Below are 20,419 nucleotides of genomic sequence, written 5' to 3' on the forward strand. Positions count from 1 at the left end.
TTTAAAAATTGTTCATAAGAGTTAACGGTCTTACGTGATAAATTCTTGTTTTGACAATCTAAAAAGTCTTCTAAAAAAAACTCCAAATCCGATAACTCCATACAAATCCTCCATCTCTTTTCCTACAAAAACAAAACCCAATAAACCAAAAAGGTTTATCGGGTGAGATGGAAAAAGTTTATCGGATTCAAAACAAGTCTATCGGTTTTTATATACTGTCTGTAAACACCTTCCAGCAACCCACAATCCCTTACCCCGCACTGCCCCTAACCCTTTCAACTAACCTTATGCTCAATCCGCAGCTTGTCCGCTACCATGGCAATAAATTCCGAGTTAGTAGGCTTAGATTTGGAGATATTAATGGTGTAGCCGAATAAATGGCTAATGGAGTCGATGTTGCCACCTAGAGCCGTAAGGGTTTAACGACTTTCCAATTAAATGTAAATAAAGGCGCTCAAAGCTATTTATTGGCTTCCAGTTAAAATATTGGTTGGTTTATTTTCATTTCCACTATACTACATTCCTTATACAAATTCCAATTTTACCAAATACACAACTTATCCAACCTATCCTTCAAGCTAGGTGCACTGTCTTCTCTCAATATAAGCTTTGTATTTACTATCCGTTAATCTAAAGAATAACCTTCATTATATATTACGCTTGTTTCCATATTTAACTTTTTATGTTTATTTTATTTTGTATTTATATTCGTAAAATGCTTCGAAGGAGAACTATACATTGAATACCATGTCGAATATGATGTTCAGTACCTTCTAAACAAATTTCACAGTTGGGGTCTTATAACGATTGATTCAAATGCGGAAATACAGATAAACAATTTTGAATCTGATTGTGAAACAGAGGAAGAAAGAAGTACCGTGAAGATAGCATATCTTCAAGAACGAGAAGTATATTATCACCTGAAGAAAGTCAGACGAGACGTAAGACTGCATCCGAATTACTTCAGAGAGCAAAGATAAAGAAATGACACTAACGACTAAAACACCGTTACCGTTAATACTTCCTTCTGGCTTTAAGCTTAATGAGAGGGGGTGAAGCAAATGACCGAAGATCAGAAAAGTAAGAATGAACGTAACGTTGCTTTCAAAAGGTTTATCGAAGAACACAAAGAAACTGTTCGTGAAATCTCCGATGCACAGCCCAAGACGATCAAACCAGACGATGAATGGGCTACTGAACATGAATGGACAGAAATGTATACAGAAATGTCTAAGGAGGCTAATAAGGACAATTAATCAGTATTAAAAATGAGACTACTATTTATACCTCACACTAAAATTTGATAATGGAGACTAAAAAGAATGGGTAAAAATCTGAATACCGACATGCATAACGAGCACGATTGGTATATGAAGCGTCGGGTAGGGAATCACTATCAAAAGGTACAAGTCAATGAGATCACCCTAAATGGGGACTGGATGGATAAGATAGAATTGCGGACTGAATGCATTCAAAAGAAAAGCATTATACCGCTCTCTTCATTATTTCTTACAATTACAAAACCACATTTTTCCACTACTGCACATAGAATATTTCATAATTACGACATGTTCCAAGGTGGAATAGTATACTGCATTTATAAAAGCGATTCATTACAGTATGTGGGGAAAACCATATCATTTAGAGAAAGAATGCAAGAACACAAGTATACTTCGGATTTTGATCTTATGGATGAAGCTATTGTAATCCATGGTCGCTTTGTTCCTTTTGAAGAAGACTTAGACATCTACGAGTTATTTCTGATCAACACTCTTAAACCAAAAAATAATAAAAAGCTTGTATACACCTATTAAAATTATGAAACATTTAGACAGCAACACGTTTGATCGTGGCTGCTGTTAGGAACAAGCGTGATATAAAGCAAACTTTTTCGATCGGCTGAAGTGCCTACCACTTTCTAGAATCTCAATTAGTTTCTAATACTCGAAACCACTCCCCCCTACCCTACCGCAATTTATCCAAACAAAAAAGACCTCAATTTGAAGGCTCTGTACCTACTTTCCGTTTCGCTAACTCTCTGTATATCATTGGTTTTGAAACACCTGATCAGTTCTCTTATTACTTTAAATGAATATAAAATACAAAAACATAAATAAAAATACATAACGAAATACCTTTAATCTCGCTTTAATTATCGAATGTCGCAAAACACCAATTTTGCGACACCCTAATTGCTTCCATTTGTATATATCTTGCAAAAAAAATAGGGGGACGATGTATTTTCATACAGGAAACTATGAAGTATTGACGTTTAACACTACTTAATTTCTTTTTTTAAATAGACTATCAAGATATTTGTTCTTATCTAAAGATTCTTTTATTTTGGTATGTATTAACTCTAAACATCTCATCTCCCACAACCTATATTGAGACTGTCTAATGACAAATTGAGTTAAATCAGGTATTTGTTTGATTTTATTGAAACCAATTTTATACTCACCATGATTAACAGCTTCTTCATCTTCATAATATAGCTTCATGATGCTAACATCCTCTCGCATTTCATTAACATTTGGCTTAGGAGGATATTCTACAATATTTGAATAGTTATCAATAAGAAATGTGAGAAGCATATGATATCGACTCATACTGTTTTTTTGAGTGAAAGAAATTGCGTCTTTTTCATCAAGAATATCTTCATATCCTATAAGCCCATATTCCAAATTAATAGATGAATATAAAGTTTCTAAAAAAAGAAGTAATTTTTCTTTTTCCGTAGGCGCATTAATGCCTTCGAAAAATTCGTTAAGTAATCTAATAAACAATCCCTGTTCAAGTATATTGCGATTTATATCGAATAGTGTTTTAAAAACTATATCTTGTTTTATACTAAAAGGTTTATCCTCAAATAGCCTGAGTAATACTTCCTTTTTTCCATCATCATGTAAAACCTCTATACATTTTGCAGCAAAATACTCTTGAAATGATCGATGTGAATATTTATAACTAAACCCTTCTTCAATTAGTATACAAACTGATTTGAGCAGGTCTTCTTTATAATCATCTTCGTTAAATTCTTTTTCTTCTAATGCTTTTGCAGTAGAAATATATTCAATAAGTTTAGTATTATTAAATGATATTTCATCTTCTAAGTAACTAAAAAGAGAAATATAGTTTAATATTCTTTTAAATTCTGTAATAGAAAGAGAAGTGAATCTATCTCTCTTTAGTCCTTTTGTAGCATCATGCTTTGAGTAAAGAACATCAAAAGCAGCTTCATAAAACTCATGTTTTTTTTCAGGAATATCAGCATGTTGATTAAAAGTGAGAAACATTATTGTTAACAACAATGGTATAGATGCAAAAGAATAATGTGTTTTGAATAGAGAATCTTCTAACGCTTTGATAAATTCTATTTTTGTATCATTATCATACTCTAGTTTCTCTATCATTGTTTTTGCTTGACTTAAACTTAATAAATCTATATCCATCTCCTTGAATGATATCCATTCACTGAACTCATTACTATTTCTTGACGAGACAATATATTTATTATCTTTATATACATCTGTTAATTCTAATAGTTCTCTCTTTACCTTTTCTCTTTTAACATTCTCTATTTCATCAAAACCATCAAAAAACAATACAAATTTTCCTAATAATAATGATTTTTCTAAATACTCTTGGCTTAGATCAAAACCTAAATTATTCAATGATTTATAAATAGTATCCAATAAGTTTAGTTCTCTTCCATTCATATCCTTCAACTCAATAAAAAGCGGAATACGATCAGTCTCTAAAATAATATTCATAAACGCATTTTTCATAAAAGTTGTTTTCCCAATACCACCAGTACCAGTTATGATAAAGTAATTGCCCATTCTTAATAACTTTTTTATACTCTCAGTCTCTATACGTTGACCATTGAAAGTAAGGCTCTGACTAACATAAAAATCCTTTAGAAATACAGATTCTCTATTGTATAATATAGTTTTAATCTTACTATACTTAGCATAAGCATTATTTAAATAATTCTGAAATGCCTCTCCACACTCAACATCTTTCGAATTCCCTTTATTTTTAGAGATTTGAAATATACCTTTTACGATTCTTTCAATATTTCTCTCGAATATTTCTACACCAAACTTAGCCAACTCTACATCCACGTCTATTCACTCCTACTAAATTATAAATTCATAAATTTAATACTTTATCTACCCTGATAATTTATATGTGTTCTCTCAACATTAGAATTTCATATAAATTACACTCTCCTTAATACACTTGGCACTCTAAAATTTAATATATTCAACATCATTAACCTCTTTGATCTCTTACACCATACTCACTTAATATAAGCCCAAAACGCATGCTTTGGGCTATCTTACTTTGCGTACCTATATTTCTTCAGCAAATACATCTAAAACTACAGTGTTCAATGCAATTAGTGATTCTAAGCTTATTCATCACTATCAATCTGATAACCTTGACTGCGAAATCATCATATTTGCTCATATCCAGTGCATTTTCTTCTAACTCTATTTCGACTTCATGTATTCCATTAATCTACAAAGATAGTTATAATGACCTATACATATACTACCATAATACAAGTTGATAGGAGCAGCAAAAATTGGCTAGAAGACGAAAAAAGAACCCTCTTTAATAGAAGTGGCAATGCAGATAATTGTAGTCTGTGCCTTTATACTGGCATTCAATCTCACCTTCAGCAAATATGGAGCATCATTAGGAGATTCTTGGTTAAATCTATTACTAATTGCCGTTATCATTGTGCTGACAATAACTATTACCTTACGTCTTGCTTATGTACAAGAAAAATTAAAAAAAAGCAAATATCAACGAGATTGACAAAATGAGCGTCACGATGTTTGAGCGTTATTTGGAACATTTTTTCAAACGACAAGGATGGCAAGTGAAACACACTGGTGGCAAAGGTGACTATGGCGCTGATCTTATTCTGTCCTCAGCAACGAAGAAAGTTGTTATCCAAGCCAAACGATGGAAGAAGAATGTAGGTTATGAAGCCATTCAGCAAGCTTACACGAGCAAAGACATATATGGCTGTGCCGAAACATGGGTCATAACCAATAGTAGATTTACAGAGCAGGCTAGAGATAGTGCAAAGCATCTTGGGGTTAAGTTATGGGACAGAGATGTGTTAATTGAAAAGATGTCGAAGGTCAATGCAGCATAGACAATTAAGGTGAATGAACAGGGAGCAAGTTGATGTTATAACTACTTCGACTGTTGCTGTTCCCATCAAGCAAGAAGAGGACTTATTTGTATGTACCAAATGCGGAAAACCAGTCACCAACAAAATCAAGAATTACTACTTATCCAAACAAAGACGTTTTAATGGAAGAATCTACTGTTATGATCATCAAAGATAATTGAACTATGAGGTGAGACTGGTTAACGAACTACTTATTGATATGGAGAAATTAAAAACCGTGTTGGTTTCAAAGGCTACAGGTGGCGATTCTAATGAACAGGAATATCGCTCTTTACGTGAAAAGTTAATTAAGGTCGATCGCATTAAAAACAGCCTTCCACGTTTCGTTTCTACTTGCCGTACTTTGTCCGAGTTTTGGGGACATATCACCGAAGTATCACCGACATACAGAGGACGTAGAGAATATCTACGGGACGCTTTCAATAATCTTTTAGAAATGCTTGAAAATGATTCATCGTCCCCAGCAGATAGTGTTATTTCTGACTCATTAATAGGTAAAGTTAATGCTTCTTATATTCAAGAAGCATGGACAAAATCTCTTGAAAGACGTGAGACTGACCCAGAAGGTGCAATCACGATGGCTCGTACTCTATTGGAGAGTGTCTGTAAATTCATTATGGTTCAAACAGCAATAAAGTATGAGGAAAAATGGGAATTACCTCAGTTATATAAAGGCGTACAAACAGCATTAAACCTCGCTCCTGATAATCATACAGAAGAAATATTTAAGCAAATCCTAGGAGGTTGTGCTTCTGTTATTCATGGATTAGGCTCTGTACGTAATAAACTGGGTGATGCACATGGACGTAATCAGAGGACAATAAAACCTTCAAAGCGTCATGCCCAACTTGCTGTGAACCTAGCTGGGGCAATGGCTGACTTTTTGTTCTCAACATGGGAAGAACAAAACAAAGTAGATAAAAACTATAATACAGAGGTGGAATCGTAATGAGTAGAGAAGTGGAATACAATTACCTGAAATGTGACTGTGGTTGTTATTTCGAAGTTCAAGCTTTTATCCTACGTGGGTTCAAGGATAACGAAGACATAAGTTGTCCAAAATGTAACAAGTTTGTAGCAACGATTCGAGCGGATGTTGGATACGAAACAAAAATCCTTTCGGAGGAAGAACTACTAGATATTCATGTGAATCAAAAAATTGATCTTGCTGTATTCAGACACAGTGAAGGTATTAATTGTGTACTTTGTCATTCGAACACTACTAGTTTCGTTCTGTCATTGGAAGAAATTGATGCTGATTCCATTGCATGTTGTGAATCCTGCTATGAGAGTAATGATATTAAAAATGAGAACAATCGTCTATTCATTTTAGAAGAAGATTGAGGATATTAGTTTTTCGTTGTATACATAAAACTACGGTTTCATATACGGCACATTCGGTAATCACGTTAGGTCGCTAACGAGAATATGCCTGTTTTTAATAGACATCAAGCAGTACAATTAATATTAATAAACAACCTTAACGGTAGATGTAACAAGTCTCTGACTGCCGTAGTGTCCTAGTCTAATCTGCAATGATCCAAGGGTCGGCAATATCATCAAACTTTACCGTAATCAGTTTATTCACCATCATGAAATTATAATTAAGTTTTACCAATGGCAAATTCAGAATTTACTATTAAGGAGTTGTCTAGATGAGTATTATTCATGTGACACAAATTAAAAATTATTTAAACAGTGTATATAATGGTCTTATTGATCTATCTGACTGTAACCCAGATGAAAATGCAAACTTTTTCCTAACAAGAGCATTAACAGCCTATACAATTCAAAACCTGGCACAAGTTGATCCGAGTACAGCAAGTAAATTTGTGGTTGATGGCTCTAATGACAATGGCATTGACGGTATTTTTTATGATGAAAAAATGAAGATTTTATATATTGTCCAATCCAAATGGATAAGCAATGGTACTGGTGAACCTGAAAATGGCGATATTAAAAAATTCATCTCAGGGACAAGAGACTTAGTCAATTTTGAGTTCAATGTTTTCAATAAAAAAGTACAGAATCTTTCTAATTTAATTATGAAGGCTATCGGAGATTTCAATATAAAAATCCAAGTGGTATTAGCGTATACTGGGATAAATTTATCAGAGCTTTCAAAGCGTGATTTCGAGAATTTCGAGAATGAAATGAATGACGCTAACGATATTTTATCAACCACAATAATGAACCAAACTCGATTGCATGATTCATTAAAAATTGGTATCTCTGGGGAGCCAATAAATTTGGAAATTGGTCTAAAGGAATGGGGGAAAAAAGAGGAACCTTTAAAGGCATATTATGGACAAGTAAATGGGCTTGAGATTTCAGAATGGTGGAATAAATATGATAACAGATTATTCACGAAAAATTTACGTGAATTAATTGGTGATACTGAAATAAACAGAGAAATCAGAACTACAATAGAAAAAGAGCCAAATAATTTTTGGTACTACAATAATGGTATAACTATTATTTGCAAATCAATAGTAAAATCTGCCTTAGGTGGTGGTGACAATTCTTTTGGTCACTTTAGGTGTGAGGATGTAAGCATTGTAAATGGTGCTCAAACCGTTGGAACAATAGGAAAATTTGCTGTATTAAAAAATAAAGGCGGAAAATTAGAGAACCTTTTTGTACAGGTACGAATAATTTCACTTGAAAATACTGATGAAGAATTTGGTAAGAATATAACGAAAAATAATAATAAACAGAATAAAATAGAGAACAGGGATTTTGTAGCCTTAGATCCAGAACAAAGCCGTATCCAAACCGAACTAGCCATAGATAAAATCTCATACTATATTATGAGAACAGAGACACAGAATAAAAAAGAAAAATCATTTGACCTAGCGGACAGTACCACTGCTCTTGCTTGTGCTAACAATAAACCAAGCATCACTGTACAATTGAAAAGAGAAATTGGTAAACTGTGGGAAAGTATCGAGAAAGCCCCTTACACTGCTCTATTTAACCCGAGTGTTTCAGGTATTTATGTTTGGCGTTGCGTTCAAATACAAAGAAAACTTGATGATGCAATCCAAGAAGTCTCTATTTTCAAACAAAATAGAGAATACAGTATATCTGTACATGGTAACAGGATAATTGCTCATTTAGTATTTCAAGAGATGCCATTAAACTTATTCAAAAACCCTAATTATGAATTCGATTCATACATAAATATGTTTGACTTTACTGCACGAGTAACATTAAATTACGATTTGATTTACCAGTGTCTCAATGATCTATTTGGAAATTCAGCTGTAGTACCTACATTATTTAAAAATGTAAGAAAATGCGAATCTCTAGTTGATGAAGTAAATAAAATCAAAAAAGAAAATTCCTTGTAGTACATTATGGTTGAAATAGAATATTGGAAAATGGCTTCTGATATAGGTTCAAGATATTTCACAATCCCTTTGCTACTATGCCGATTTCTGAAGAAGGCTTCAAGGGTAACAAGCAGTTTGCGAAGAATACGGTTATAAAAAGAATGAAGTGGAATTTATATAATCCATCCTTTAACACAGGATGGATTTTATTTAATACAAGTGATAGACACGTTCTATTCAACAATTCCCCCCAGATGTCTTCACCTGAAGAATCTATTCCCAATCTCTATTGGCTCTCATTTCAGAAGCCCGCTCTGCTCTCATTTTTGCTTCAAATTCAGCCCTCAGTTCTGCTTCTATCTCTCTTCTGTATTCTTCCTGATCTTCTTTGCATAATTTCGCATAAAACATAGATGTCGATGCAAGATTGCCAACGGCACGATAGGAGCGAAGCGACAGGACTTTATGTAACGTTCACAATTAATCACATATTGATTCGCTATACCCAACAATAGTGGGGGTGCTAAACCAACTGCTATGTTGTTTATGTTCTAGTTCGCTTCGCTCGCAGAACATAAACAACATAGCACCTGCCGCACCACCCCCACACCCCCTCAGGGCTGGTTAGATACTACTCCCCCTAAACTATGCCTTAACTTTCCGAAAAATAGCATCCCAAAATCCAATATACTTTCTTTATTATTCACTCCAATTCGTACTCCCCTCTATATAAAGATAAAGAGTACGACTTGAGAAGAAATGCTAATAGACATGTATAGCTTTGTTGATTGACCTAAAATAACCAGCTGTTTCATTAGCTACAAACCTACTATTCTTAAGTAGTTTACCGAAGTTACTTCTTGATAAACCCATTCTTTCAATAATCTCAGCTTTAGAATACTTCCCTGCTGGTAAGCCTTTAAGATGTTCAATCAATTGATCAACTCTGTCAGGCGCAACGACTTTGGATGAAGCTTGCTTTTCCTTAAACCCTAGCTTCATGTATTCTCTGTTACTTGAGCCTTTTATTTGCCCAAGCACATCATCAACGATGGCACTGTCACTGTTGACGATGAAAAATTGTCCGCTAGGCATCTCGTTTCGTTGAATACGTTTTATACTTTGATACAATTCAGCAGCGATATAGCCTGTTTGAAATGACTTAAATTCATCATTTTTAAATCTACCAGAATGAATATCTAGTGACTTCTTACCCAAATCAGTTCTGTTGTATATCATGTACTTCAATAAGTAAGTATTGATCGTATGGAATGTTTGGAGTTCCAAGTATCCAACACTGAGTAAAATCAGAGTAATCATTTCTACCGATAAGATTACCAAACCAGTTGATTGCATACCCTTGATCACTGTATTCGTCACCAATGCATATAGAGTCAATCCCAGTTTCGTACATTTTCATTCGAATTTGTACTGCATTGTCTTTATGACAAAGAATGAGAGTCTTATCAGTAGGAGCATGTCGTTTCTTTATCATTTTGCAAATCTCAGGATAGAACTCATCTTCGTTTGCCAATAGATTTGAACTACTTGTGTTGAAATTTACGATTGTGAATAACGAATTGCTATGGTCTATTATCCGCTCTTGTCCGACTACAGTGAAAATATCCTTATTACTGTATGCACCATCAATCCCAGCACTAGCATCTAAGATGATATTGTTATATAAACCCCAAAGTTGATACTTTGGATCAAACGTGCTTATGTTCCCATTGTTGTAGATACAGCTTTCACTATACCAAAAAGGAAGTCCCTTAAGCATTTCTGTTAAATTATCCTTCTGATATTTATTGTCCAATTGAATTGAATTGGTATTTTTATTCGCTTGCATCAAGCTTTCGAAGTTTGTTAAAGTTTTTGGATGAATCCCAATTTCTACTCTGACACATTTATTCTGCATTCTATCCTCTTTAAGCTTCTCTAGTTTTAAATCAAGTTTTAAGCAGACTTTATCCAATTGACCCTGAAGCGATCTATCTAAGTAACCCCGAACTTCATTATAAAGACGTTTCGAATAAGAAAAAGTAGGCATACTCACTTTTTCATCTATTATCAATACATTTCTTCTCAATTTGAAACATTCTCTTAACTCGTCATCGAGACAGAGATTAACGTAACGCTGATGTGTAATTATAAGAACTCTAACATCTGCTAACTTGTGCGGCTTATTCTTCCATTCAGACCAGTTATCCTTTGTAAGTCACAGTACATTCAATTTCAATTTATGATTATTATGATCAAGATAAGCTGTCGCTTCGTCAACATCTCTTCTGAAGCGTTTCACGATCAAGTACCTATTGTTGTTTTCAATATCACTCAGGCCTCCTTTGACCCACAACAAGTAGATAGATGATGTTCCTTCTCTGTTGAAAGATAGCAAAGGCGGCGAATAGCCAGATGACATTCCGCCTTTGCGTAAAATAAATTATAGATATTTCTCTAATTATCCAACTGTTATTAATTTTTCATAACTCTTTTTGTTAGATTATCTACTTTTCTAAGCAGTATGGTACTTTACTTCTGATGTAAAAACAGAACAGTCAGAAGGCGTTCCAAACAACAATAAATTTTTCTCTAAAATTAAATTTCCATGAACGTGATTGGACTATGCTTTTGATATTTCCTTCCAATTTCTTCATCTGTAAAATCCAAATAGGCTCTTTGGGTGACCTCAACAGATGAATGTCCGAGAATTCTGCACAAACTAAACCAATCACCATTATTGAGGATATAGTATTTCGCAAAGTTATTACGCAATTGATGGGGAGTAATATCTATGTTGACCTTCTGCCCTGCTTCCCTCAAAGCCCTCTCGTAATTTCGAACCTCAAGTTGTGTTCCTCTTATGGTTGGAAATAGGAAGACACTCTCTGAATATCGATCCTTGTATCGCAACCAATATTTAAGATCATTCGCCGTTTTATAGGAAAAGTATGCAAATCGTTCTTTTTTGTTCTTTGCATTAGTAATATGAATACTTTTATGTTTGAAGTCAATGTGCTCAGGCATCAAGAACAAACACTCACTTGTCCTCATACCTGTGTCGAGTAACAACCGCATGATCACATAGTTTCTATACCCATAAAATGTTGAGTTATCGAACTGTGACAGCACACTTTTAAGTTCATCCGAAGTTAAGGTCTTTTTTACTTTTCGTTCCATCTTTGGATTCTCAAGTGTTGCAACTGGGTTCTTTGGTATCTCTTTTTCAATTTCGTACAAGTAATTAAAGAAAACTTTAATATTCCGAACATAATTGGCAATTGTCGTCGATGATATTTCTTTCTTATAATCACTTCGATGATCTGGATAATTATTTGACTTAGTCAGTTCATCATTTACTACGGTATATTTTCCACGTTCCCGAAGGTATTTAACATACTGCCGTATGTGACCTGTTTGAACTTTTCCTACCTCTTCAATCTGAAATGAATTACTTAAATACATTGCGAACAATTTTAGTGTTTGTTCATAGCTTGCCAAGGTCTTGCGAGAAAGATTCCTGGAAGAACAGTACAGCATAAAGTTATCAATCTGAAATTCAACATCAGTCACAAGAAAAAACCGCCCTTCATTGGATTTTTGGAAACCCAATAAACAGCGGTATTTATAGCTCTTCTCAAAAACATTTATCGGTTTTAAACACACCTTTTCGGATATTTATCGGTATCTTTACGTTACCTATAAACACCTACCAGCAACCCACAATCCCTTACCCCGCACTGCCCCTAACCCTTTCAACTAACCTTATGCTCAATCCGCAGCTTGTCCGCTACCATGGCAATAAATTCCGAGTTAGTAGGCTTAGATTTGGAGATATTAATGGTGTAGCCGAATAAATGGCTAATGGAGTCAATGTTGCCACGTGTCCAAGCCACTTCAATCGCATGGCGGATCGCGCGTTCTACGCGTGAAGGCGTGGTTTTGAACTTCTCAGCGATTGCTGGGTAGAGCGTCTTCGTAATCGCACCAAGGATCTCGATATTGTTATATACCATGGTGATCGCTTCACGCAGGTACTGATAGCCCTTGATATGCGCTGGGACACCGATTTCATGGATGATCGAGGTAATGTTAGCGTCGAGGTTCTTGCCCTTAGAGAGCGGCACTACATTCGATCTGGACGTCGACGAATAATTGTACATGTTGGAGGAGGAGCTCATGCTGCCTTGAGAGCCGACAAGCTGACGTACACGATTTGCCAGGACCTCCATATCGAACGGTTTCAAAATATAATAGGATGCACCAAGCTGTACAGCTCTTTGAGTGATGTTCTCCTGACCAAAAGCAGTCAGCATGATGATCTTCGGTTGAGGATTCAGATCCATATCACGTAGACGTTCCAATACACCTAGGCCGTCTAAATGCGGCATGATGATATCAAGAATAAGAACATCGGGAATTTTACGCGCTTCGCTAAGCATTTGAAGCACTTCTTCACCATTGTAGGCGATACCCGTTACGGTCATATCTTCTTGCTCAGAAATGTACTCGGAAAGCAAATTCGTAAATTCCCTGTTATCATCGGCCAACAACACTTCAATATTCTGCACTGGCTGCTTCCTCCTTAATTATATCTGCTATTCGAAAATAACATTTTTTTCTTGTCTCTTACGTTTTCGACATGGAGATCGAATTCCCTTCTGTCGAAAATTATTTTTCTTTATTTTTTTTCTGTGTTGGATTATAATTAAATATTTTATCTCAATGTTCGAGGTTCTTCGTAATCGTTCGACAAAAAATCTTAAGGCTAAACCGCCTTAAGATTTAATGAATACCTATTCTCCTGTTTGGTCACACCTGAATCTTGAAGCATCCATTCGATGAAGCACCCATAACCGGACTTAGGATCATTTACAAATACATGAGTTACGGCCCCTATGAGACGGCCATCCTGTACGATAGGACTTCCGCTCATGCCTTGAACGATACCGCCTGTCTTATCGATAAGACGTGGATCGGTGATCCGCAGCACCATTCCTTTAGTGGCTGGCGTTTGCTGATGTGCTACATGAATGATCTCAACCTTAAACCGCTCCACCTGCTGTCCGTCAACTACAGTTAGGATCTCAGCAGGACCTTCCTTGACTTGATCGCTCATCGCCACGGGGATCGGTTCTTTGTAAAGACTGTGCTCGGGATTGGAGGTCATTTTACCGAAGATGCCGAAGTCAGTATTACTCTCCACATTTCCAAGCACTTGGCTTTCTTTCAAAAAATGCGCTCGTTTCTCGCCCGGATCGCCATCCTGGCTTTTGGATATGGAGGTTACACTGGACTGAACAATATGACCACTGCCTACAACAATTGGGGTACCGGTATTCATGTCTGTAATCACATGTCCCAAAGCTCCATATACACCTTGCTCGGGAGCATAAAAAGTTAATGTGCCGACACCCGCTGCTGAATCACGAATGTACAGGCCTAACCGCCACACTTTGTCATGAATGTCATACGCGGGCTTTAGCTTAGCTGTATGCTCTTTACCCCCGCGTTTGAAGACAATGGTCAAGGGGTTATTCGCTTTACCAGCACGATCCACCAGCTTGGCCACCTTGGACAACTCATCCAATTTCTCACCATTCATGGAGATCATCAGATCACCCGGCACTAAACCGCTGACCTCTCCTGGGGAAAGCTTAGATTTCTCTGATACTTCAATCAGATGATGACCAACAACCAAAACACCTGCTGATTTCACTTTCACACCGATCGTTTGACCTCCCGGGATCACCTTAAGCTCGGAATGAATTCCTTGTGCAGTCACCTTGGCTGGTTCACCATGCAGTGGTGCAGCAGAACTTAGATTTGTTCCCGTTATGCCCGATAAACTAAGAAAGAAGGCAAATAAAAGGCCTGGCATTAACTTCCTGAGGTTAGGCTTCAATGGCTGTCACGCTCCCTTTTGCTTCTTTCGCTTGACGAAAAAGGTGGTCGCCAATTGCGTACCTATAAGATAACCTTGCCCCCAGGCTTTTATTACTGTCAATCATTGCTCCGCTTAGCTTGTTGCAGCCTTACTTGCCTCGGCCAGATTAAGCATTTCCTGCGAGTGATGCAATGTTTTTTCGGTAATTTCTACGCCACCCAGCATCCGGGCCAGCTCCATTACACGTCCATCGTTTGTTAGGGATTCCACTTCAGTCATGGTTCTTCCATCCTCAACCTTTTTGCGGATTAAGTACTGATGGTCAGCCATACAAGCCACCTGCGGCAAGTGAGTAATGGAGAACACCTGACAGGTAGAGGATAGCTTAAACAGCTTATCTGCGATGGACTGAGCGGCTCTGCCGCTGACACCGGTATCCACTTCGTCAAAAATCAGAACTGGAATTGCATCATGGCGCGCAAAAATACTTTTCATTGCCAGCATAATACGCGACAGCTCACCACCAGAGGCGATTTTGCCAAGCGGTCTCAGGGGTTCGCCCGGGTTAGGGGATATCATAAATTCTGCGCTGTCTATCCCTTGTCTTGTGAGGCGAATACGCCGACCATTGTATTCCACTCCACGGGGGTCCTCCAGCGTGTCTAATTTGACCTGCAACGAGGTTCTTTCCATTTGAAGGTCTTTAAGCTCACCCTCCACTTGGGTGGCCAGATCAGCAGCACAAAGCTTGCGTGCTTCACTTAATTCCGTAGCTGCTTCCATTAATACAGACAGCAGCGAATCGCGCTTCGCCGTCAGTTTCTCCAGATATTCATCTTTATTCTCAAGCAAATCAGTTTCCCGGTGAATTTGTTCATAATAAGCCAAAATCTGTTCTACACTCTCTCCATATTTACGTCGGAGTCCAGTGATCAAATCCAGACGATTCTCGATTTCTTCAAGTCGCATCGGATTGAACTCGATATTTTCCCGGTAATCACGAAGCTGAAAAGCAGCATCCTCTAGCTGGTAATATGAGGACTGCAGCTGTTCGAGCACTGTTCGCAGACCCTTCTCATCGTAACGAACTGCATCCTCAAGTCTGGAAATGACATTACCGATCGATTCCAAGCCTTGTCTGTCGTAAAGCAGCTCATATGCACCCGATACGGAATCCATCATTTTCTCACTGTGGGATAGTTTGACCCGTTCTTCGGTAAGTAATTCATCTTCTCCCGGTTTTAATCCGGCCGATGAAATTTCTTCAAGCTGAAAACGATATAAGTCGAGCATTTGGTATGCCTTCTGGCTGGATTCCTGCAGCTCTCGCAGCTCTTTCTCCACCTTCGCGAAGGCAGAATACCTTTCCTGATAAACTGCCTTTAGCGGACCAATAATCGGTTCTCCGTAAGTATCCAGCAGTCCCAGATGCCGTTCCGCCTTCAGCAAGTTCTGGTGCTCATGCTGGCCGTGTATATTAACCAGCTGCTCGCCGATCTCACGAAGCATGGTAAGATTGACCATCTGTCCATTTACACGTGATGTACTTTTACCTTGAGAGGTAAGCTCGCGTCGTATAATAAGATGCTCCTCGCGCTGGGCCTCAATGCCAAGACGCTCCAAAGTCTCCCAAACGGGATGACCGCTGGGAAGACTGAAGAGCGCCTCCATCTCCGCTTTTTCACAACCATAACGAATGGAATCCGCTGAACCGCGGCCTCCAACAATCAATCCAAGCGCATCAATAATAATGGATTTACCTGCCCCGGTCTCTCCCGTAAGCACGTGGAAGCCAGGATAAAAATGCACATCAACCGCCTCAACGACGGCAAGATTGCGTATAGACAAGGTTTCTAACACTAATAGAGCACCTCCGAGAAGATGACAGGCATCTGATTAATTATAATTAAGAAATATAACCCATGATTTGTGAAATTACAGTCTTACTGTCCTCAGGTAAACGGCAAATAATAAGGATTGTATCATCACCAGAAAGGGTTCCCATAATTTGCGGCCAGTCAATATTATCAATCAAAGCAGCGACAGAGTTAGCCGTACCTGGTAAACATTTCATCACCACAAGATTAGCCGAGGAATCGATCTGCACAAAATTATCCACAAGAACGCGCTTAAGCTTCTGAATGGGATTGTACCGTTGATCCGTTGGAAGTGAATATTTATATCTTCCATCATCCATGGGTACCTTGATGAGCAACAGCTCTTTTATATCTCGAGATACTGTGGCTTGAGTAACTTGAAAACCTGATTCACGCAAGGCTTCCACAAGCTCGTCCTGTGTCTCGATATCCTTTTGTGTAATAATTTCACGAATCTTAATATGTCGTTGTCCCTTCATTGTTGCCTCCTGGTATATAAAAAATATGGACTCAGTTTGATTCTCCATCGTCTTTGCCAAGCTTAATTACATGGATCGATGCTGTTGCTACATTAACATATAGAACGCCGCTGCATTCCGGATAGATCAGCAGGTAGGGAAGCAAGGTATCACGTAAGCCGCTGCCAGTGAAATCCAAAGGCTTGCGTGGTCTGGAAAGGATAACTAAATATAACGAGCCTTCCTCTTTTGTCGCCACATAATCTATAAATAACCGGCTATACATCTGCGCCCCATTTACGTTGAAAGACAAGGGGATTTTTAATTTCCCTCCAACGACCTCATATCCTTCATCCTCAAGTATATCAATAGAGGGATGTGGAATAATCACTTTATTGAACGGAATTTGATCCTTCATAAAAGAACGCGGAGAACTCTGCAGCCATACATATACCCGATATATTATAAAAATCGATAATGCTACCCCAATAAACGCCATAACGACCTTGTCAGAGCTACCCGCCACTATCAATCACCTCGGTGATTTATTCGCGTGAAGCCCTGGTAAATCCTGCTTCTAAGCTGTTTTTTTACGAGCTTTCCGCATAATTGATATTATTCGCTAATTCAGCATTTTACAATTACAACGAGCACAGTAAATCCAAAAAAGATTCAAAATATAAAGACCCGGATTTTATACCGGGTCTTTATTTTAATAAATTCAATCCATTTGAGCAAATCTGCAAAACACCCCGCTGACCATTTGAGGTTGACGGGGTGTTCATAAAGCTCTAGCGGCGCGGGGAGTTTCCATGAGTAGAACTCACATTAAAAGTACTCGTAGCCTGCTTAATCACTTCATCAGCAAGGGAAGCGAAGTCCTCCACTGGAATGACTGCTGCAACAGCAGCTGCCGGCTGTACGGATACTTCTTCGCCTTCCACCACTTCTGGCGTCAGTCTCCAGTGAGCAAGAAACTCAATATTGCCTTCTCCGCCTGTAATTGGTGAAAAGGTTAATCCATGTAGACCGAATCCTAACTCTGCAGCCATAGTCAGTACATTAATCAATACCTCTTTATGGACCGCGGAATCACGAATCACACCTGATTTTCCAACCTTCTCACGCCCAGCCTCAAATTGCGGCTTGATGAGTGCAGCGATATCTGCTGGACGTTGCAGCAAGGCTTTGAGGGGTGGGAGAATTATTTTTAAGGATATAAAAGATACATCAATACTGGCAAAGTCCGGAACAGGACCCTGCAAATCTGAAGGTGTCATATACCGGAAGTTCGTACGCTCCATGACGCTCACTCGCTCATCATTACGCAGTGACCAATCCAGCTGGTTATAGCCAACATCAATGGCATACACATGGCTTACACCATTCTGAAGCGCACAATCTGTGAAGCCGCCAGTGGAAGCACCAATGTCCAGCATGTTCCGTCCCGTAAGATCAATATTAAATTGGCGAAGAGCCTTCTCCAGCTTTAGGCCCCCACGACTGACATACGGATGCACAGAGCCTTTAACCTTAAGGGTAGACTCCCGCGAGACCTTCATGCCAGCTTTTTCAATACGTTCCTCATCCGCGAGCACCAACCCTGCCATAATAGCAGCTTTAGCTTTCTCCCGGCTTTCATAAAAACCTTGCTCCACAAGCAGTACATCAATCCGTTCTTTACGGTGTTCCATGGTCATCTCCCGATCGTTCAAGGGTTACTAATTTCCGGCTTCCACTTAGGAAGACGAAGTTGTTTTGTAATTATAAGCACTTAAAGCCATCATGGACTTGATACGTGCACATAACGCTTCTACGGTAAGGCCTGTTTGCTGACGTTGTTCTTTAATGGAGCCATGCTCCACGAAGATGTCGGGCACACCCATCAGATGTACACGCGCGTCATAAATTTCATGCTCCGCGTAGAACTCCAATACCGCACTGCCGAGACTTCCCGCTTGGCAAGCCTCTTCAATAACAACCATATTGGTCCCAGCATGAGCCAAATCAAGAAGCATGGAGTTATCAAGCGGCTTCAGGAAACGCGCATTCACAACGCCCACCTGAATCCCTTCCCGCTTCAGCAAATCAGCGGCTTCTTCAGCCACTTGAACCATAGGACCACATGCCACTACAGCATATCCTTCTCCTGTACGCAGTCGTTCCCATGATCCTATAGGAAGGGTATGCAGTTCAGCATCCATTGCCACGCCTGTTCCGTTAATACGCGGATAGCGGTAAGCAATTGGACCGTCATTATATTCAAGTGCCGTCTTCATCATATGACGCAGCTCATTTTCGTCTTTTGGCATCATCATAACCATATTAGGGATATGGCGCATAAAAGCAACATCGTACACACCCTGATGAGTCTCACCATCCGCACCCACAAATCCAGCACGGTCAATGGCGAACATAACATTGGCGTTATGGCGGCAAATATCATGGACGATCTGATCATAGGCACGCTGCATGAAGGTAGAATACACGGCGTATACCGGCTTCATCCCTTCCATAGCCAAAGCTGCACACAGGGTTGCTGCATGCTGCTCGGCAATCCCGACGTCAATCATGCGATCCGGAAATTCCTTCGCAAAAGGAAACAACCCTGAACCGCCTGGCATCGCAGGGGTAACTGCAATCAGGCGCGAATCTTCACGTCCCAGCTCAATCAGCGTACTGCCAAATACTTCGGTATACATTGGAGGACCTACAGCTTTAAGTGCCTGACCCGACTCAATTTTGTAAGGGGAAATGGCATGCGATTTATAGAAATCAGTCTCAGCCGGTTTGTAGCCCTTGCCTTTGGTCGTCAGCACATGCACAAGCACAGGACCCGCCACGTTATCTGCTTGATGGAAGGTGTCGATCATTTTCTCCAGATCATGTCCATCCACTGGCCCAAGATACGTAAAGCCAAGCTCTTCAAACAATACTCCGGGTACCATCATATATTTAAGACTGTTTTTTAACTGTTCAGCGGTTTTCGCTAATCGTCCACCGATGGCCGGAATCTTCTTAAGCAGCCCTTCAACCTCGTCTTTAGCACGCAAATAATGGCGGTCCGAACGAATTTTGCTTAAATAATTGTGCATCGCCCCTACATTCGGAGCAATCGACATTTCATTATCGTTCAAAATAACCATCAGCTTACGCTTCTCATGGCCAATGTGGTTAAGCGCTTCAAAAGCCATCCCGCCGGTAAGCGCACCGTCACCAATCACGGCAATTACCTTGTTGTCTTCGCCTTTAAGATCACGAGCCATAGCCATCCCCATCGCTGCCGACAAAGAGGTGCTGCTATGTCCAGCTTCCCACACATCATGTTCGCTTTCAGAGCGCTTAACAAAGCCGCACAATCCCTGATATTTGCGCAGGGTATCAAAGCGATCTTGACGGCCGGTCAGTATTTTGTGGACATAGGCTTGGTGGCCAACGTCGTAGATCATTTTGTCACGAGGACTGTTGTAGCAATAATGTAAGGCCAGCGTGAGCTCCACCACCCCCAGATTAGAACCGAGGTGCCCGCCGGTTGCTGTAAGCTTCTCAATCAGAAATCGTCGAATTTCCTCTGCAAGAGTAGTTAATTCTTCGACTGACAGTGATTTCAGTTGTTGTGGATCATTTATTTGTGGAAGCAGCACGAA

General features: G+C 38.9%; 17 protein-coding genes and 1 pseudogene. 6 read left to right on the forward strand and 12 right to left on the reverse strand.

The window, feature by feature from the left end:
* Window positions 1-275 precede the first annotated feature (275 nt).
* Window positions 276-401: pseudogene (locus NSQ50_RS21430) on the reverse strand (sporulation initiation factor Spo0A C-terminal domain-containing protein); the annotation flags it as partial.
* Between the two features lie 660 nt (window positions 402-1,061).
* On the opposite strand from NSQ50_RS21430, the gene NSQ50_RS21435 reads away from it, so the two are divergent.
* Both NSQ50_RS21435 and NSQ50_RS21440 read left to right on the forward strand, forming a co-directional pair.
* On the forward strand, window positions 1,062-1,256 hold the full coding sequence (locus tag NSQ50_RS21435) for a hypothetical protein (protein WP_076141571.1): 195 nt from the start codon (window positions 1,062-1,064) through the stop codon (window positions 1,254-1,256).
* A 66-nt stretch (window positions 1,257-1,322) separates the two neighbouring features.
* The gene (locus tag NSQ50_RS21440; RefSeq protein WP_076141572.1) at window positions 1,323-1,814 is read left to right on the forward strand and encodes a GIY-YIG nuclease family protein; all 492 of its coding nucleotides are present in this window, start codon (window positions 1,323-1,325) and stop codon (window positions 1,812-1,814) included.
* A 468-nt stretch (window positions 1,815-2,282) separates the two neighbouring features.
* Here the strand turns inward: NSQ50_RS21440 and NSQ50_RS21445 are convergent, their stop codons facing one another.
* Complete coding sequence (locus NSQ50_RS21445) at window positions 2,283-4,127, reverse strand: NACHT domain-containing protein (protein ID WP_076141573.1); 1,845 nt, start codon at window positions 4,125-4,127, stop codon at window positions 2,283-2,285.
* A 707-nt stretch (window positions 4,128-4,834) separates the two neighbouring features.
* Between NSQ50_RS21445 and NSQ50_RS21450 the strand changes: the two genes are divergently transcribed.
* The 4 genes from NSQ50_RS21450 (at window position 4,835) to NSQ50_RS21465 (ending at window position 8,568) form a co-directional block, all read left to right on the forward strand.
* Window positions 4,835-5,176 (forward strand): restriction endonuclease, encoded by a 342-nt coding sequence (locus NSQ50_RS21450; protein ID WP_076141574.1) that lies wholly within the window; start codon window positions 4,835-4,837, stop codon window positions 5,174-5,176.
* Between the two features lie 238 nt (window positions 5,177-5,414).
* On the forward strand, window positions 5,415-6,164 hold the full coding sequence (locus tag NSQ50_RS21455; RefSeq protein WP_076223613.1) for an abortive infection family protein: 750 nt from the start codon (window positions 5,415-5,417) through the stop codon (window positions 6,162-6,164).
* Window positions 6,164-6,559, forward strand: a complete 396-nt coding sequence (locus NSQ50_RS21460) for a hypothetical protein (protein WP_076141575.1) — start codon at window positions 6,164-6,166, stop codon at window positions 6,557-6,559. The genes NSQ50_RS21455 and NSQ50_RS21460 overlap by 1 nt, the downstream gene beginning before the upstream one ends.
* Before the next feature lie 311 nt (window positions 6,560-6,870).
* Window positions 6,871-8,568: an AIPR family protein gene (locus NSQ50_RS21465; RefSeq protein WP_076223536.1), complete on the forward strand. Its 1,698-nt coding sequence runs from the start codon at window positions 6,871-6,873 to the stop codon at window positions 8,566-8,568.
* A 744-nt stretch (window positions 8,569-9,312) separates the two neighbouring features.
* Here the strand turns inward: NSQ50_RS21465 and NSQ50_RS21470 are convergent.
* The 10 genes from NSQ50_RS21470 to dxs form a co-directional block, all read right to left on the reverse strand.
* Window positions 9,313-9,789, reverse strand: coding sequence for a hypothetical protein (locus NSQ50_RS21470; RefSeq protein WP_076223538.1), 477 nt, complete (start codon window positions 9,787-9,789; stop codon window positions 9,313-9,315).
* On the reverse strand, window positions 9,770-10,639 hold the full coding sequence (locus NSQ50_RS21475; protein ID WP_076223542.1) for a hypothetical protein: 870 nt from the start codon (window positions 10,637-10,639) through the stop codon (window positions 9,770-9,772). Before NSQ50_RS21475 ends, NSQ50_RS21470 begins: the two co-directional genes overlap by 20 nt.
* A gap of 509 nt (window positions 10,640-11,148) precedes the next feature.
* Window positions 11,149-12,123, reverse strand: coding sequence for a tyrosine-type recombinase/integrase (locus NSQ50_RS21480; protein WP_076141579.1), 975 nt, complete (start codon window positions 12,121-12,123; stop codon window positions 11,149-11,151).
* Between the two features lie 182 nt (window positions 12,124-12,305).
* Window positions 12,306-13,121, reverse strand: coding sequence for a sporulation transcription factor Spo0A (spo0A, locus tag NSQ50_RS21485; RefSeq protein ID WP_036682806.1), 816 nt, complete (start codon window positions 13,119-13,121; stop codon window positions 12,306-12,308).
* A 197-nt stretch (window positions 13,122-13,318) separates the two neighbouring features.
* On the reverse strand, window positions 13,319-14,431 hold the full coding sequence (gene spoIVB, locus NSQ50_RS21490) for a SpoIVB peptidase (protein WP_081386897.1): 1,113 nt from the start codon (window positions 14,429-14,431) through the stop codon (window positions 13,319-13,321).
* Between the two features lie 138 nt (window positions 14,432-14,569).
* A complete protein-coding gene (recN, locus tag NSQ50_RS21495) occupies window positions 14,570-16,297 on the reverse strand; it encodes a DNA repair protein RecN (RefSeq protein ID WP_036682812.1) in 1,728 nt (575 codons plus the stop codon).
* A gap of 46 nt (window positions 16,298-16,343) precedes the next feature.
* On the reverse strand, window positions 16,344-16,793 hold the full coding sequence (gene ahrC / locus NSQ50_RS21500) for a transcriptional regulator AhrC/ArgR (protein WP_036682813.1): 450 nt from the start codon (window positions 16,791-16,793) through the stop codon (window positions 16,344-16,346).
* 31 nt (window positions 16,794-16,824) lie between these two features.
* Complete coding sequence (locus NSQ50_RS21505; RefSeq protein ID WP_235219482.1) at window positions 16,825-17,298, reverse strand: hypothetical protein; 474 nt, start codon at window positions 17,296-17,298, stop codon at window positions 16,825-16,827.
* A gap of 265 nt (window positions 17,299-17,563) precedes the next feature.
* Entirely contained in the window at window positions 17,564-18,466 is a 903-nt protein-coding gene (locus NSQ50_RS21510; RefSeq protein WP_036682815.1) for a TlyA family RNA methyltransferase, read from the reverse strand.
* A 45-nt stretch (window positions 18,467-18,511) separates the two neighbouring features.
* Window positions 18,512-20,416 (reverse strand): 1-deoxy-D-xylulose-5-phosphate synthase, encoded by a 1,905-nt coding sequence (gene dxs, locus NSQ50_RS21515; protein WP_036682816.1) that lies wholly within the window; start codon window positions 20,414-20,416, stop codon window positions 18,512-18,514.
* Window positions 20,417-20,419: the final 3 nt, after the last annotated feature.

The organism is Paenibacillus sp. FSL R10-2788 (genome assembly GCF_038003885.1).
GTDB lineage: Bacteria > Bacillota > Bacilli > Paenibacillales > Paenibacillaceae > Paenibacillus_AQ > Paenibacillus_AQ odorifer.

Coding starts and splice junctions, on each gene's coding strand:
- NSQ50_RS21440 (WP_076141572.1), top strand. CDS start 1,323: ATGGGTAAAAATCTGAATACCGACATGCATAACGAGCACGATTGGTAT.
- NSQ50_RS21465 (WP_076223536.1), top strand. CDS start 6,871: ATGAGTATTATTCATGTGACACAAATTAAAAATTATTTAAACAGTGTA.
- NSQ50_RS21460 (WP_076141575.1), top strand. CDS start 6,164: ATGAGTAGAGAAGTGGAATACAATTACCTGAAATGTGACTGTGGTTGT.
- NSQ50_RS21435 (WP_076141571.1), top strand. CDS start 1,062: ATGACCGAAGATCAGAAAAGTAAGAATGAACGTAACGTTGCTTTCAAA.
- ahrC (WP_036682813.1), bottom strand. CDS start 16,793: ATGAAGGGACAACGACATATTAAGATTCGTGAAATTATTACACAAAAG.
- NSQ50_RS21510 (WP_036682815.1), bottom strand. CDS start 18,466: ATGGAACACCGTAAAGAACGGATTGATGTACTGCTTGTGGAGCAAGGT.
- NSQ50_RS21470 (WP_076223538.1), bottom strand. CDS start 9,789: ATGATATACAACAGAACTGATTTGGGTAAGAAGTCACTAGATATTCAT.
- NSQ50_RS21450 (WP_076141574.1), top strand. CDS start 4,835: ATGAGCGTCACGATGTTTGAGCGTTATTTGGAACATTTTTTCAAACGA.
- NSQ50_RS21455 (WP_076223613.1), top strand. CDS start 5,415: ATGGAGAAATTAAAAACCGTGTTGGTTTCAAAGGCTACAGGTGGCGAT.
- spoIVB (WP_081386897.1), bottom strand. CDS start 14,431: ATGCCAGGCCTTTTATTTGCCTTCTTTCTTAGTTTATCGGGCATAACG.